Annotated in this window: 13 protein-coding genes; 5 read left to right on the plus strand and 8 right to left on the minus strand. The window is 61.0% G+C overall.

Translation table 11 applies throughout. The features are described from left to right. Positions 1-2,211, plus strand: a 2,211-nt coding sequence (locus tag ABL914_RS12835; protein WP_391563581.1) for a S8 family peptidase, incomplete at its 5' end; no start/stop codon positions are given. Positions 2,212-2,229: 18 nt separating this feature from the next. On the opposite strand, the gene ABL914_RS12840 is transcribed toward ABL914_RS12835, so the two are convergent. The 5 genes from ABL914_RS12840 to ABL914_RS12860 form a co-directional block, all read right to left on the minus strand. Further along, entirely contained in the window at positions 2,230-3,303 is a 1,074-nt protein-coding gene (locus tag ABL914_RS12840) for a phosphotransferase family protein (RefSeq protein WP_391563582.1), read from the minus strand. A gap of 11 nt (positions 3,304-3,314) precedes the next feature. Beyond that, the gene (locus tag ABL914_RS12845) at positions 3,315-4,403 is read right to left on the minus strand and encodes a Zn-dependent alcohol dehydrogenase (RefSeq protein WP_391563583.1); all 1,089 of its coding nucleotides are present in this window, start codon (positions 4,401-4,403) and stop codon (positions 3,315-3,317) included. A 55-nt stretch (positions 4,404-4,458) separates the two neighbouring features. Then, complete coding sequence (locus ABL914_RS12850; RefSeq protein WP_391563584.1) at positions 4,459-5,742, minus strand: acyl-CoA dehydrogenase family protein; 1,284 nt, start codon at positions 5,740-5,742, stop codon at positions 4,459-4,461. Positions 5,743-5,829: 87 nt separating this feature from the next. Further along, positions 5,830-7,257 carry an MFS transporter gene (locus ABL914_RS12855; protein WP_391563585.1) on the minus strand — a complete coding sequence of 476 codons (1,428 nt, stop codon included), beginning with the start codon at positions 7,255-7,257 and terminating at the stop codon, positions 5,830-5,832. Then, positions 7,254-8,108 (minus strand): SDR family NAD(P)-dependent oxidoreductase, encoded by an 855-nt coding sequence (locus ABL914_RS12860; protein WP_391563586.1) that lies wholly within the window; start codon positions 8,106-8,108, stop codon positions 7,254-7,256. The genes ABL914_RS12855 and ABL914_RS12860 overlap by 4 nt, the downstream gene beginning before the upstream one ends. A gap of 159 nt (positions 8,109-8,267) precedes the next feature. Between ABL914_RS12860 and ABL914_RS12865 the strand changes: the two genes are divergently transcribed. The 3 genes from ABL914_RS12865 to ABL914_RS12875 are packed head-to-tail and all read left to right on the plus strand — an operon-like array spanning position 8,268 to position 11,434. Then, positions 8,268-9,428, plus strand: a complete 1,161-nt coding sequence (locus ABL914_RS12865) for an acyl-CoA dehydrogenase family protein (RefSeq protein ID WP_391563587.1) — start codon at positions 8,268-8,270, stop codon at positions 9,426-9,428. Positions 9,429-9,431: 3 nt separating this feature from the next. Beyond that, complete coding sequence (locus ABL914_RS12870) at positions 9,432-10,571, plus strand: acyl-CoA dehydrogenase family protein (RefSeq protein WP_391563588.1); 1,140 nt, start codon at positions 9,432-9,434, stop codon at positions 10,569-10,571. 47 nt (positions 10,572-10,618) lie between these two features. Beyond that, positions 10,619-11,434 carry an SDR family NAD(P)-dependent oxidoreductase gene (locus ABL914_RS12875; protein WP_391563589.1) on the plus strand — a complete coding sequence of 272 codons (816 nt, stop codon included), beginning with the start codon at positions 10,619-10,621 and terminating at the stop codon, positions 11,432-11,434. A gap of 23 nt (positions 11,435-11,457) precedes the next feature. Here the strand turns inward: ABL914_RS12875 and gmk are convergent, their stop codons facing one another. Genes gmk through ABL914_RS12890 form a run of 3 tightly spaced genes read right to left on the minus strand, consistent with a single transcriptional unit; the run spans position 11,458 to position 12,900 of the window. Further along, complete coding sequence (gene gmk, locus ABL914_RS12880; RefSeq protein WP_391563590.1) at positions 11,458-12,105, minus strand: guanylate kinase; 648 nt, start codon at positions 12,103-12,105, stop codon at positions 11,458-11,460. A 31-nt stretch (positions 12,106-12,136) separates the two neighbouring features. Further along, positions 12,137-12,409, minus strand: a complete 273-nt coding sequence (locus ABL914_RS12885; RefSeq protein ID WP_391563591.1) for a hypothetical protein — start codon at positions 12,407-12,409, stop codon at positions 12,137-12,139. Next, positions 12,409-12,900, minus strand: a complete 492-nt coding sequence (locus tag ABL914_RS12890; protein ID WP_391563592.1) for an SspB family protein — start codon at positions 12,898-12,900, stop codon at positions 12,409-12,411. The genes ABL914_RS12885 and ABL914_RS12890 overlap by 1 nt, the downstream gene beginning before the upstream one ends. A gap of 220 nt (positions 12,901-13,120) precedes the next feature. Here ABL914_RS12890 and hisB point away from each other — a divergent pair, with 220 nt between their 5' ends. Continuing rightward, positions 13,121-13,714, plus strand: a complete 594-nt coding sequence (hisB, locus tag ABL914_RS12895; RefSeq protein ID WP_391563593.1) for an imidazoleglycerol-phosphate dehydratase HisB — start codon at positions 13,121-13,123, stop codon at positions 13,712-13,714. Positions 13,715-13,790: the final 76 nt, after the last annotated feature.

Raw genomic sequence — 13,790 nt, forward strand, 5'->3', positions numbered from 1 at the left:
AGCCCGAGCTCTGCCTTTCAGACCAGCGAGTTCAATCGCTCGACCGGGCCCGGCCAGCACGGTGCGATCACCGCCTGGGCAGCAGGTTACAGCGGGCAGGGTATCAAAATCGGGATTGTCGATACCGGGATCGATACTACCAACCCGGAATTTGCCGGCCGGATCGATCCGGCCTCACGCGATGTAGCGGGCAACCGCGAGCTGACCAATCCCGATAGCGATCACGGAACTGGCGTGGCGCTGGCCGCCGCGGGCGCACGTGACAATACCGGGGTTATGGGGATTGCGTTCAATTCAACGATTGTGATGTTTCGCGGGGATACCCCCGGAACCTGCGCCGATCCGGATCCGAAAGCGGGCTGCACATTCTCTGACAGCAGCATTGCTTCCGGGGTCAACGCGGCTGTTGCGGCCGGGGTCAAGGTGATCAATCTTTCGCTGGGCGGATCGCCGCCAAATGCCACATTGCGCGCCGCGATCGTCAATGCCGCCAATGCCGGGGTGGTGGTAATCGTTTCGGCCGGGAACGATGGGGATTCGACCGACCCGGCAGTCGATCCTGCCAACCCCGATCCGATGGCGGCGGGGCTGGTTGCGGCCGGCAACGGCAATGTTATCATTGCCGGTTCGGTTGGCGCTGGCAACTTGATCTCAGCTTTCAGCAACAGGGCCGGAACCGGGGCCGCCTGGTATCTTTCGGCGCGCGGCGAAAGGGTTTGCTGCACTTATGAAAACGGGGTGCTCAAGGTTGTTACCAATGCCGATGGCTCGCGTTCGGTGTTTGTCTATTCGGGCACCAGTTTTTCGGCTCCGCAGATCGCCGGAGCAGTCGCGCTGCTGCGCGAGGCTTTTCCCAATCTGACCGCGCAGCAGGTGGTTGAACTGCTGCTGCGCACGGCCAGCGATGCCGGCGATCCGGGCACAGATCCGATCTATGGCCGCGGAATCTTGAACATCACCAGCGCCTTTGCACCGCAAGGCGCCACCAGTCTGGCCGGATCGACCACCGCAATACCGCTGGGCGATACCACGCTGGTTACGTCAGGCCCGATGGGTGACGCCAAGGGCAGATCGGCCGGGGTCAGCGCGATTGTGCTCGATAGCTATGACCGCGCCTATCAATACAATATTGGCTCGCTGATCCGCAGCGCTGATTTGCAGCCGCGATTGGCCCCGGCGCTGTCGGCGCACAGCCGCAATGTAAGCTTCGGGAATGATCGGCTGTCGCTGGCTTTCACGGTTGATAGCCGGGGCCGGATCGAACGCCTGGCCTGGCAAAGCGGACTGCGGATGAGCGGCGAAGACCAGCGGATGGCATCGGTGCTGGCTGGCCGGGTGGTGATGCAGCTGACGCCCAAGGCGCGCGCGGCCTTTGGCTTTTCGCAAGGGGCCGATGGGCTGGTCTCGCAGCTGCAACAGCGCGAAAGCCCGGGCTTTCTGATCGCCCGCGCACCCGGTGATAATCCCGGTTTCGGACAGGACAATCTGATGAGCTTTGCCATGCGCCAACAATTGGGCAGCTGGGGTTTTGCCGCCAGCGCCGAACATGGCACCGCAATTACTGCTGCCCCGGCCTGGACCGCGGCCAGCCAGCTAGACCGGCGGCGCTATGAAGCGGCCGATCGCTTTGGCCTGTCGGTCGATACCAAGCGCGGCAATTTGCAATTTGCACTGGGTGCCAGCTGGCTTGATGAGAAACGCACAATTCTGGGCGCGCGCTTTAACGATGGCTTTGCCAGCAGCGGGGCCGAAAGCGTGTTCGCCGATCTGGGTGCCAGCTGGCGTCCGGGGCTTGGCTGGCGGCTGGGGGCAAACTTGCGCGGCGGAGCAACCTATCCCCGCAGCGCCGGCACGATTGCTGGCGGACGAATGCTAAGCTCGGCCTGGTCGATTGATGCAACCCGCGAAGGCTTTTTTGGTGATAGCGACAGCCTTTCGCTGCGGCTGGCCCAGCCATTGCGGGTGGAACGCGGCGGGATCGCACTCACTTTGCCGGTCGGCTATTCCTATGCCACGCTGCTGCCAACTCTGGCCGTCCGCACGCTCGATCTTGCGCCGCAAGGGCGCGAGCTTGATACCGAAATCAATTGGCGCAGTCCGTTATGGGGCGGATCGGCGATGATCAGCCTGTTTTACCGGACCGATCCGGGCCACTATGCCAGCCTGCCCGACGATCAGGGACTGGCCGCCAGCTGGAGCCGTAAATTCTAGTCGGGGGCAATCCCCGCGCTACATCCCGGCCTTTTCGGCAAATTCCACCGCGCGGTCGATCAGCGGCTGGACCCGGTCAGACTGGGCCTTGGCATGGGCAGAGCTGGCGGTGCCATCCAGCACGCGCTTTTTGATGCCCTGCAGAATGCCGGCCAGACGGAAAAAGTTGTAGGCGAACAGCCAGTTCATGTCGGGCAGGCTGCTGCGGCCAGTAGCCGCGCAATAGCGCTCCACCACTTCGTCAAGCTCTGGAATGCCCAGCGCCTTCCGGTCCAGATCCTGGACGCCGCTGCGGCCGCCGTTTTCCGTAACATAGGCCATCGCAACATAGGAAAAATCACCCAGCGGATCCCCCAGGGTCGAAAGTTCCCAATCGAGCACCGCCAGCACTTTTGGCTCATCCTTGGCCCAGATCATGTTGTCGATCCGGTAATCGCCGTGCACCACGCTGGTCCGGGTCTGTTCGGGCAGCGTGGCCGGAAGCCATTCAATCAGCCGTTCCATATCGGGCATGTGTTCGGTTTCGGAAAGCTTGTACTGCTTGGTCCAGCGATCAACCTGACGGCCGAAATAGTTTCCGGGCTTGCCATAGTCCGCCAGACCGGCAGCCTCGACATCGGTGTTATGAAGCTGCGCCAGCGTATCAATCATCGCGAAATAGGTCTGGCGGCGATCTTCGGGCGCGGCGCCAGGCATCGCGCCATCCCAGATCGTTTGGCCATCAACCATGTCCATGATGTAGAACCAGGATCCGACCACGCTTTCGTCGGTGCATAGCCCATATTGCCTGGCCGCAGGGAATCCGGCCTTGTTTAGCGCGTTCTGGACCTTGTATTCGCGGTCAACCGCATGGGCCGAGGGCAGCAGCGGGCCGAACGGTTTGCGCCGCAAAACGTAATTTCCGCTTTTTGCGTCCACTTTGTAGGTCGGGTTGGATTGCCCGCCTTTGAACTTGGTCAGGTGGAGCGGGCCTTCGAAGCCTATGACATTGGCCGACATCCATTCGGCTAGCTTGCTTTCGTCAAGCCGGTCAGCTCCTTCGGGCTCAACCGTTCCGACAAAAGCTTCATTTGCGTTGATTGCTTCGCTCATGGTGCGCTCGCTTACTGGTCAAACACGATGACGCTGCGCGCCGATGCACCCGATTTCATCGTTTCAAAACCCTGGTTGATTTTTTCCAGCGGGATCCGCTCAGCAATTATCGAATCCAGATCGAGCAATCCGCGCATGTAGAAATCAACCAGGCGCGGCATATCGACCGGAAAGCGGTTTGCCCCCATGATCGCGCCTTGCAGCTTTTTGCCCGAAAGCAGGTCCATCGCACTTAGGCCAACCGAGTGGCTAAGCGGCATCATCCCCAGGATCGTGGCGGTGCCGCCGCGGCGCAGCGATTTTACCGCCAGCTCGCCCGAAGCCGGACGGCCCACGGCTTCGATCGCGTGATCGACCCCGCCCTTGGTCAGTTCAAGGATCTGTGCAGCAGCATCGGGTGCCAGCGCATCGACCACATCAGTTGCGCCCAGCCGAATCGCCAATTCGCGCTTTTCCGGCATGGGATCGGCGGCGATGATCCGCCCGGCTCCGGCAATCTTGGCGGCATTGATCGCGGCCAGGCCAACCCCGCCGCAGCCGATCACGGCTACCGTTTCGCCTGGGGTCAATTTGCAGGCGTTGAAGATGGTACCCGCGCCGGTGGTCACCGCGCAGCCAAGCACCGAAGCCCGATCAAGCGGCATTTCGGGATTGATCCGGGTGCAGGCGTGTTCGTGGATCAGCATCATTTCGGCAAAGGCCGAAAGATTGAGCATTTGCGCCACGGCGCTGCCATCACCGCGCGAAAGACGCGGTGCATCGCCTGGTGCGCGGCGGGTCTCTGCGCCCAGACACAGCGACATCCGCCCGGTAACGCAATATTCGCAGTGCCCACAAAAAGCCGAAAGGCAGGACACCACCGCATCACCCACCTTGACCGTGCGCACTTCGCTGCCCACCGCCTCGACGATCCCGGCCGCTTCGTGGCCCGGCACTGCGGGTAGCGCGTGGGGATAGGTGCCTTCGATGAAGTGCAGGTCCGAATGGCACAAGCCGCAAGCTGCCGTGCGGATCAGCACTTCATGCGGGCCGGGCTTGCTGATCTGGAGCTGCTCAATCTCAAGCGGCTTGCCAGGTTCGATCAGAACTGCGGCTTTCATCGTATTCTCTCCACTTGATAGCCCCCTCCCGCGCGGCAGGAGGGGGGGTAGGTTCTCAGCGAGATACGCCGATGTCGCCAGAGCTCATCCCGGCTTCGCTTGGCGGGGCATACTTGCCCATTTCAAGCCGCGCGATCGACCGGCTGTGCACTTCATCGGGGCCATCGGCGATGCGCAGGGTGCGCTGGCCGGCATACATTTTGGCCAGACCGAAGTCTTCCGAAACGCCGCCGCCGCCGTGGGCCTGGATTGCATCATCGATGATCTTGAGCGCCATGTTCGGCGCCTTGACCTTGATCATCGCGATTTCGGCCTGGGCGGCCTTGTTGCCAACCTTGTCCATCATGTCCGCCGCCTTGAGGCAGAGCAGACGCGAGCATTCGATTTCGATCCGGGCTTCGGCGATGCGCTGTTCCCAGATCGAATGGGTGGAGATCGGCTTGCCGAAAGCAACCCGGCTGGATAGCCGCTTGACCATCCGCATCAGCGCTTCTTCGGCCACCCCGATCGTGCGCATGCAGTGGTGGATCCGGCCCGGCCCAAGGCGGCCCTGGGCAATCTCAAACCCGCGACCCTCACCCAGCAGCATGTTGCTGGCCGGGATCCGCACGTTGTTGAGCTTGATTTCCATATGCCCGTGCGGCGCATCGTCATAACCGAACACCGGCAGGTGGCGGACAATCTCAACGCCCGGCGCGTTTAGTTCCATCAGCACCATAGATTGCTGGGCATGCTTCTTCGCCTCAAAATCGGTCTTGCCCATTACGATCGCGATCTTGCAGCGCGGATCACCAGCGCCCGATGACCACCACTTGGTGCCATTGAGGACGTATTCATCACCTTCGCGCTTGATCGAGCATTCGATATTGGTTGCATCAGACGAGGCCACCTGCGGCTCGGTCATCAGAAAGGCGGAACGGATTTCACCGTTCATCAGCGGCTTCAGCCACTGTTCCTTCTGTTCACGCGTGCCATAGCGGTGAAACACTTCCATGTTGCCGGTATCGGGCGCAGAACAATTGAACACCTCGGACGCAAACCCGACCCGGCCCATTTCTTCGGCGCACAGGGCATATTCCATGTTGGTCAGCCCCGGACCCTCAAATTCAAAGCTATCGTCCACGTGGGTCCGGCCCATCTGCGGCGGCATGAACAGGTTCCAGATGCCAGCGGCCTTGGCCTTGGCCTTTTCATCCTCAACCACTTGCAGCACTTTCCAGCGCTCACCCTCGGCGTCCTGCTTCTTGTAATCGCCGGTGCGCGGGCGAACATTGCTTTCAATGAAATCGCGAACACGGTCACGCCAGTAAACCTGCCGTTCGGTGGGATCAAAATCCATGGGGTGGTCCTTTCGGTGATACTGTCGAATCTCGCCGTGCTCAGTGCCACGTGACTGAGCCTGCGCCAAGGGGTTTTAAGCGGGCGGTTAAGGGTGCATGCCCTCCGCATCGGGGTTGATCCGCGCCGCGCCAAGCGCCGCCACACGGGCTTCGTGATCGGCCCGGGTGATCGGAAAGCGGCGCAGCACCAGCGCGATAAGCACCGCGAAAACGGCGACCACAATGATATAGGTCAGTGAAAGGCTATCGATCACCGCCGCCGAGACTTGTCCGGGCCGAGCTTTTTCGGGCAGCCCGGCCATCGCCAGCATCTGCCCGGTGATGAAGATGCCAAGCCCGGTCGAACATTTCTGCATGAAAAAGCTGCCTGAAAAGAACACGCCTTCGCTTCGGCGGCCGGTTTGCTCCTCGGATGCCTCAACCACATCAGCCATCATCGAAGAAGCTGAAACCATCGCGCTGACCGAAAAGACATTGCAGACGAAGAAGAACGCAAACACCGGGATGGTCGATGCGGGTGTGCCTTCCTGTGCCCATAGGCCCATCGCACGCAGGATGAACGGGGTGACCCAGAACAGCATACCAAGCACCGCTGTAACCACCGCCGTATCGCGCTTGCCCCAGCGCTTGTGCCAATGGGGCAGGACCAAAAAACAGACGATTACACTGGCGAACAGCACCAGCGGATACCAGAAAAGATCAGCGGTGCTGAAGCGCCAGACGAACAGATACAGGTAGTTGCTCATCGAAAAGGTCACGCCCTGGCTGGTGTTGGCCAATGCTCCGCCCAGCAGCAGGATCAGGAATGCCTTGTGCGAGAAGCACTCCTTGAGTTCGGCAAATGCGGTCCGCAGGCTGAACGGGCTTTTGGGGGCAGGCGGACGGACCGCGATCAGGGCATGCTGCCCGGCAGCCGAAGCCAGCACCGCCAGGGCAATCAGTACCCCGCCGAACAATCCGTAATTGCGGTATCCATCGGCAGAAAGCATGCCTTCTGGCCCGGCAAGGAAGACCGAATAGGCCAAAAACATCAACAGCAGGCCGCCGGCCCAGGCGAACAGAAAGCGGAACCGCATCAAGGTGGTGCGCTCGTCATAGTCGCGGGTCAATTCGGGTACCAGCGCGACCGAGGGAACCTCGCAGCACGAAACCAGAATTCGCACCGTAGCGGCCATGGCTACCAGGCCCCAAAAACCGGGCGCTTCGGTTTGCGACCACAGCGTGACCCAGGCAATTGCAAGCGGAATTGGCGCGATATAGAGCCACGGCAGGCGCCGCCCCCAATTGGTTACAGTGCGGTCTGACATATAACCGACCATGGGATCGATGAAGCCATCGATCACCAGCGCCAACATCAAAGCCAGGCTGACCGTGCGCGGATCCATCCCCAGGACCAGGTTGCAGTAAAGCAACAGGAAGGTCGAAAAACCGTTGTCCTTGATGCCATAGGCGATCGAACCCAGCCCATGGAAAACGGCCAGCCGGGTCGGCAGCTTCTGGGCCTGCGCGGTCACTGCGGCTGGCTCGCCTGTGCCGCCTCCGCCATTGCAGTCAGTGCATCGAACAGCCCCGGTGCCTCTGGATCCCACGAATGGCGCGGGCCCACGGTGATCCCGCCATCGACGATCAGCGATGTGCCGGTTACGAAGCTGGCCGCTTCGCTGCTCAGGAACGCCACGGCATTGGCGATATCATCGGGCTGGCCGGGCCGGGCGACGGGTTGGGCATGGCTCGACATCTGGAGGATCATCGCCTTGGCCTGATCGACCAGCTCAGCCGGCATTTCCATCGAAGCGGTAAAGATGTTGGTATTGATAAAGCCGGGCTGCACCGCGTTCACGCGGATCCCGAACTGCGCCAGATCGGTTGCCGCACATTTCGTCAGGTGCAGCACTCCGGCCTTGGCTACGGCATAGGCGGTGGGCGAATAGCCCGGTCCGACCGCTGCCACCGAACTGGTGTTTACGATCGCTGCACCTTTGCGGTGTTTCATGTGCGGCACGGCATGATGGATCCCCATCGCGACCGAGCGCAGCACCAGGTTCATGGTCAAGTCCCAGCCTTCGCTGTCAACTTCGTCAATCCGGCCGCGCGCGCCGCCCGCAGCAGCGTTGTTGAACAAGACATCAATCCCGCCGCACGTGCCGGCAGCGTGGTCCATCAAACTCTTGATCTGGGCGACATCGCAGACATCGCAGACCACCGGAATGATATTTTCCCCTTCGCGGGCAACAGCCTCGGCCCCGGCCAGATTGAGATCGGCGGCAAAAACGGTCCCGCCTTCGCGCGCGAACAGCAGTGCCGCTGCGCGCCCGATACCCGATGCCGCGCCAGTGATTACGACCGATTTGCCTGAGAATCGCATGTCCGCTCCTGTTTTGTCCTATGCCAGCCAGCTTAAGGCGGTGGCAGGGCGGGTCAACGCTTTTGGCCTTTCCGTTACGGCATGCAGGCCGCCGAATTCGGTGCTTGCACCTTGCCCCCAAGTCCATTTAACCTTGCGGTTAACAAAGGAGCCCCGACCATGTCAGACCTTGACGCTTTCCGCGCGGAGATCCGCGCCTGGCTTGAACAAAATTGCCCGGCCGAAATGCGTGAGCCGGTTCGCGATGATGACGATATGTGCTGGGGCGGACGCAAGTTCAAATTCAAGAACGAAGCGCAGAAGCTGTGGCTGGAACGCTGTGTGGCCAAGGGCTATACCGTGCCCGAATGGCCCACGCCCTATGGCGGTGCGGGGATGGACCCGGCCCAGGCCAAGATCTGGCGCGAGGAAATGAACCGGATCGGGGCTCGCCCGCCGCTTTCCAGTTTCGGGATCTGGATGCTTGGCCCGGCGCTGCTCAAATTCGGGACCGAAGATCAAAAGATTCACTATCTGGGCCAGGTTGCGCGCGGCGAAATCCGTTGGTGCCAGGGCTATTCGGAACCCGGCTCGGGCTCTGACCTGGTCAGTTTGCAGACCTATGGCGAGGATATGGGCGATCACTGGGTGGTGAGTGGCCAGAAAATCTGGACCTCTTATGCTGACAAGGCTGACTGGATCTTTTGCCTGGTCCGGACTGACAAGACCAACAAGTATCAGGGCATTTCGTTCCTGCTGTTTGATATGGAAAGTGCCGGCGTTTCAACCAAGCCGATCTTGCTGATCAGCGGAAACTCGCCATTCTGCGAAACCTTCTTTGATAATGTAGCGGTGCCCAAACACCAGATCGTGGGTGATCTCAATCGCGGCTGGGATGTCGCAAAGTACCTGCTGGGGCATGAGCGCGAGATGATCTCGGGCGCGGGCGGGAATGACCGGATGAACACCATCGGCGGTTTTGCCAAGCGCAACGGGTTGGAAGACCCGCTGCTGCGCGCAGAGCTGGCGATGTTCGATGTTGATGCGTTGGCGTTCAGCGCGATGGGCGAAAAGTTTCTGGATGAAATCAAGGTCGGCAAGGCCCATCCCGCGCAGCCCAACATGATGAAATATGCCGGGACCGAGATCAACAAGCGCCGCCACGAATTGCTGATGGCTGCTGGCGGCAGCGCCGCACTGGAATGGGAAAGCGAAAGTTCCAATCACGGCGGCAAGGCCCGTTCATGGCTGCGAACCAAAGCCAATTCGATCGAAGGTGGCACCAGCGAAGTTATGCTGGGCGTCATTTCAAAACGCATTCTCGATCTGCCGGGAGCCTGACCGATGCCGCTTTATCACACCGAAGACCAGGCCATGTTGGCCGACACCGCGCGTGGGTTTCTGGCCGATGAAGGCAATATTGCCAAGCAGCTGCGCCATTTCCGCGATATCAATTGCAAGGATGGTTTCGGCCATGCCCTGTGGAAGCAGTTCGCCGAAATGGGCTTCACCGGGATGCTGGTGGCAGAGGCCGATGGCGGACTGGGGATGGGCCATGTTGAAGCCGGGATCGTTCTGGAAGAGATCGGCCGCAACCTTACGCCGTCGCCGTTCCTGACCAGCTCGGTGATGGCGGCGGCCGCGCTGGGTGCGGCTTCGGACGAGCTTCGGGGGCGCTACCTGCCCGGCCTTTTGACCGGTGACAGCGTGTTCGCCGTGGCAATTGACGAGGGCCCCAAGCACCGGCCAGAGCGGATCGCCTGCCGCGCTGAGCGCGCCGGGAATGGCTTCAAGCTGACCGGCACCAAGGCTTTCGTGATCCACGGCGGCAGTGCGGATATGCTGATAGTGGCGGCGCGAACCGCCGGATCGGACGATGACGATGCCGGGATCACGCTGTTCGCAGTGCCGAATGATGCGGCCGGACTAAGCCTTGATGTGGCGCGGCTGGTCGATAGCGCGCAGGCCGCCCACGTAAAGCTTGATGGCGTGCAGCTTGATGCCGATGCTGTGATCGGCGAAGTGGATGGCGGGCGCGAAGTGCTGAACAAGGTGGTCAATGCAGGCCGGATCGGCGCGGCGGCGGAAAGCGTGGGCGTGGCCCAGGGCTCATTCGAAATGACCACCACTTATCTTAAGCAGCGCAAGCAGTTTGGCAAGCTGATCGGCGAATTTCAGGCGCTGCAGCACCGCGCTGCGCACCTTTATTCAGAACTGGAAATTGCCCGCGCGGTGGTAATCAAGGCACAGCAATTGCTTGATGGGGGCAGCGAAAAGGCTGATCTGATGGTTTCGGTCGCCAAGGCCAAGGCCGGCAAAGTCGCCAGTCTTGCGGTCAAGGAAGGCGTCCAGATGCACGGCGGGATCGGGATGACCGATGAATACGACATCGGCCTCTACATGAAACGCGATCGCGCGCTGGCTGAATTCATGGGCGATCTATATTATCACGCAGACCGTGTGGCGAAGCTGAGCGGGTATTGACCCAGCGCCTCGAATTGCATTCGGGATGAGGAAACGGGAGAGAAAAAATGGATTTCACCAAACTGTTCAGCCTTGAGGGCAAAGTCGCGCTGATCACTGGCGGCAGCCGCGGGATTGGCAAGATGCTGCTCGAAGGATTTCTCGCCGCTGGATGCGAAAAGGTATACATCACCGCCCGCAAGCGCAAGCAGATCGCCGAGACGCTGGCCGAGTTTGAGGCACAGTATCCCGGCAAGGTGATCGGCCTGCCCGGCGATCTTTCCCAGATGGATGAGATCAAGCGCCTTGCCGAAGAATTGGCGGCGCGCGAAAGCAAGCTCGACATTCTGGTCAACAATGCCGGGGCGGCTTGGGGTGCCGATTTCGAGCAATTCCCCGAAGCGGGCTGGGACAAGGTGATGGATCTGAACGTCAAATCATTGTTCTTCCTCACCCAAAAGCTGTTCCCGCTGCTCAAGGCAGCCGGATCATTTGACCGTCCGGCCAAGGTGATCAACATCGCCTCGATTGATGGCCTGCGTCCCAACCCCTGGGAAACCTACAGCTATCAGGCCAGCAAGGCGGCAGTAGTCCATTTGACCAAACGGATGGCGGCGCGGCTGATCCAGGATAACATCGTTGTCACCGCAATTGCACCGGGTGCGTTCCCAAGCGAAATGAACAAGGCGGCGGCGAAAAATCCCGAAGGTTCGGCCAAGGGCATTCCGTTTCATCGGGTGGGCATGGCCGAAGATATGGCCGCCGGCGCGATCTATCTGGCCAGCCGGGCGGGCGATTATGTGGTCGGCACGACAATTCCGATCGACGGCGGGATCGTCAACGGCTGGGTGCCCGAGGTGTTCAACGACCCTTCGGGGCATTAGGGCCGGCGGCAACGCCGGAAGCGTCAATCCCGCATCAGTCCTCGGACAAATTCGATCAGCCCGGTCTGGCGGGCGCGTTTCATGCGTTCGGCGTGGAGCACTTCGCAGACCTGGGTATAGCAGGCCTCTACATCATCGTTGACCACGACATAGTCATAGCCGTCCCAGTGGCTGATTTCGGCGCGGGCGCGGTCCATCCGGGCCTGAACCACCTGCGCACTGTCGGTCCCGCGGCCGGTCAGGCGGCGGCGCAGTTCTTCGATGCTGGGGGGCAGGATGAACACCCGGACCACATCCTGCTGGTCCTTCTGGTAAAGCTGCTGGGTGCCCTGCCAGTCAATATCAAACAGGAAATCGCGCCCTTCCTTCAGGCCGGCCCGAATCTGCGATTTGGGGGTGCCATAGGAATGGCCAAAAACCGTGGCCCATTCATAGAATTCTTCCGCCTCGACCATCTGGTCAAACGCGGCCTGATCAATGAAGTGATAGTGCACCCCATCGATTTCGCCGGGCCTGATCGGGCGGGTGGTGGCAGAGACCGAAAGGTTGATCTCAGCATCGCGATCAAGGATCATCTGGCTGATCGTGGTTTTGCCCGCCCCCGATGGTGAGGACAGGATCAGCATCAGGCCGCGGCGCAGAAGCGCATTGGGTCGGGTGTCGGAAGTCATGGTTGCTGATGCCAGAGGCAGGGGGCCTAAATCAAGTCTTGGGCTTGGCCTTTTCCGGCGCTTTTGCTGCGTGGCGGCGATCATAGAGGCGCTTGGCCAGCATTGCCCCGCCGACCACAATGGCACCCGGAACCGATCGGGTCGCCAGCCGGACTGCCACTGCGCCGGCAACGCTGCCCAGCACGGTTTTCTTGCCGGCAGGCGGTTTTGCGCCATCGGCGGGCAGCAGCGTATCGATTGCCGCATCCAGCAATTTGCCGCCATTGCGCCGCGCGATGTCAGCAATCAGGCGGTTGTCAGCCATTACTTGCGCTTGCCAAAATCCACCGAGACCACGTTCGAGCCATCCTCGCTGGTCACGGCAGGCGTATCGGGAGTGTCATTTTCAGCATCATCGTGCGGGGCCGGGGCATCTTCAGTGCCGACAGCCTGGAATTGCAGGCCGAAATCGACCGCCGGATCGACAAATGCGGTGATCGCGGAAAACGGCACCACCAGCTTGCTGGGCACACCGCCAAATGACAGGCCGACGCTGAACTGATCTTCCAGCACGGTCAGCTCCCAGAACTTGTTCTGGAGCACGATCGTCATCTCATCAGGAAAGCGTTCCTTGAGGTGGGTTGGAATATTCACCCCCGGCGCGGTGGTTTTGAAGGTGATGTAGAAATGATGTGCGCCGGGCAGATCGCCGCCGGTTGTCTCGATCTGACCCAGAACCCGGCCCACCACCGCGCGCAGAGCCTCCTGCACGATTTCGTCATAGGGGATCAGGCTGTCTACCGGGGTCTCGCTCATGCAGCGACAAGTGGCCATCGCGGCGGCACGGGTCAAGGGGGAAAGGGATTCCATGTGGGTACGCTATCGACAACCATCGATAGCTTGCAACACCGGCCCGCTCCCCCTCCCGGCCACGCATAGGCTACCTATGATAGGGTGGCCGGGAGGGGGAGCGGGCCGGTGTTGCGCCCAGCTGTCAGGCTGGACAACGCTTCTTTGAGGGGTATAGGCCCTCCCCATGCGCAGTGCCAGAATCGCCCGCAAGACCCATGAAACCGCCATCGAGGTCGAAGTGAACCTCGATGGGGTTGGCAGCTATGACGTTTCCACGGGAATCGGCTTTCTCGATCACATGATCGAGCAGTTCAGCCGCCATTCGCTGATTGACATCACCTGCCGGATCAAGGGCGATCTCCACGTCGATCAGCACCACACCACCGAAGATAGCGCGATCGCGATCGGGCAGGCGATCCTGGCGGCGCTGGGCGATAAAGGCGGGATCGGCCGTTATGGCGAGGCGCATTCAGCCATGGATGAGGCGCTGAGCCGGGTCGTGCTGGATATTTCGGGGCGCCCGCACCTTACCTGGAAGGCGGCATTCTCGCAGGAGCGGCTGGGCGAAATGGATACCGAGCTGTTCGAGCACTGGTTCCATTCGATCGCGCAAGCTGTGGGGATCACGCTGCACATCGAGCTGCTGTATGGCAGCAACAACCACCATATCTGCGAAGGCATCTTCAAGGGTTTCGCCCGGGCGATGCGCGCAGGGGTAGAGCTTGATCCGCGCAAGCAGGGGGCTGTGCCGTCGACGAAGGGGGTTCTTGGTGGGTAGCCAGCCGCCTCCGCGTCTGGCTTGCAACGCCGGCCCGCTCCCCCGGCCCGACCACCCACAGGGTACCTTAAACGGG

The organism is Novosphingobium sp. (genome assembly GCF_040079535.1).
Lineage (GTDB): Bacteria > Pseudomonadota > Alphaproteobacteria > Sphingomonadales > Sphingomonadaceae > Novosphingobium.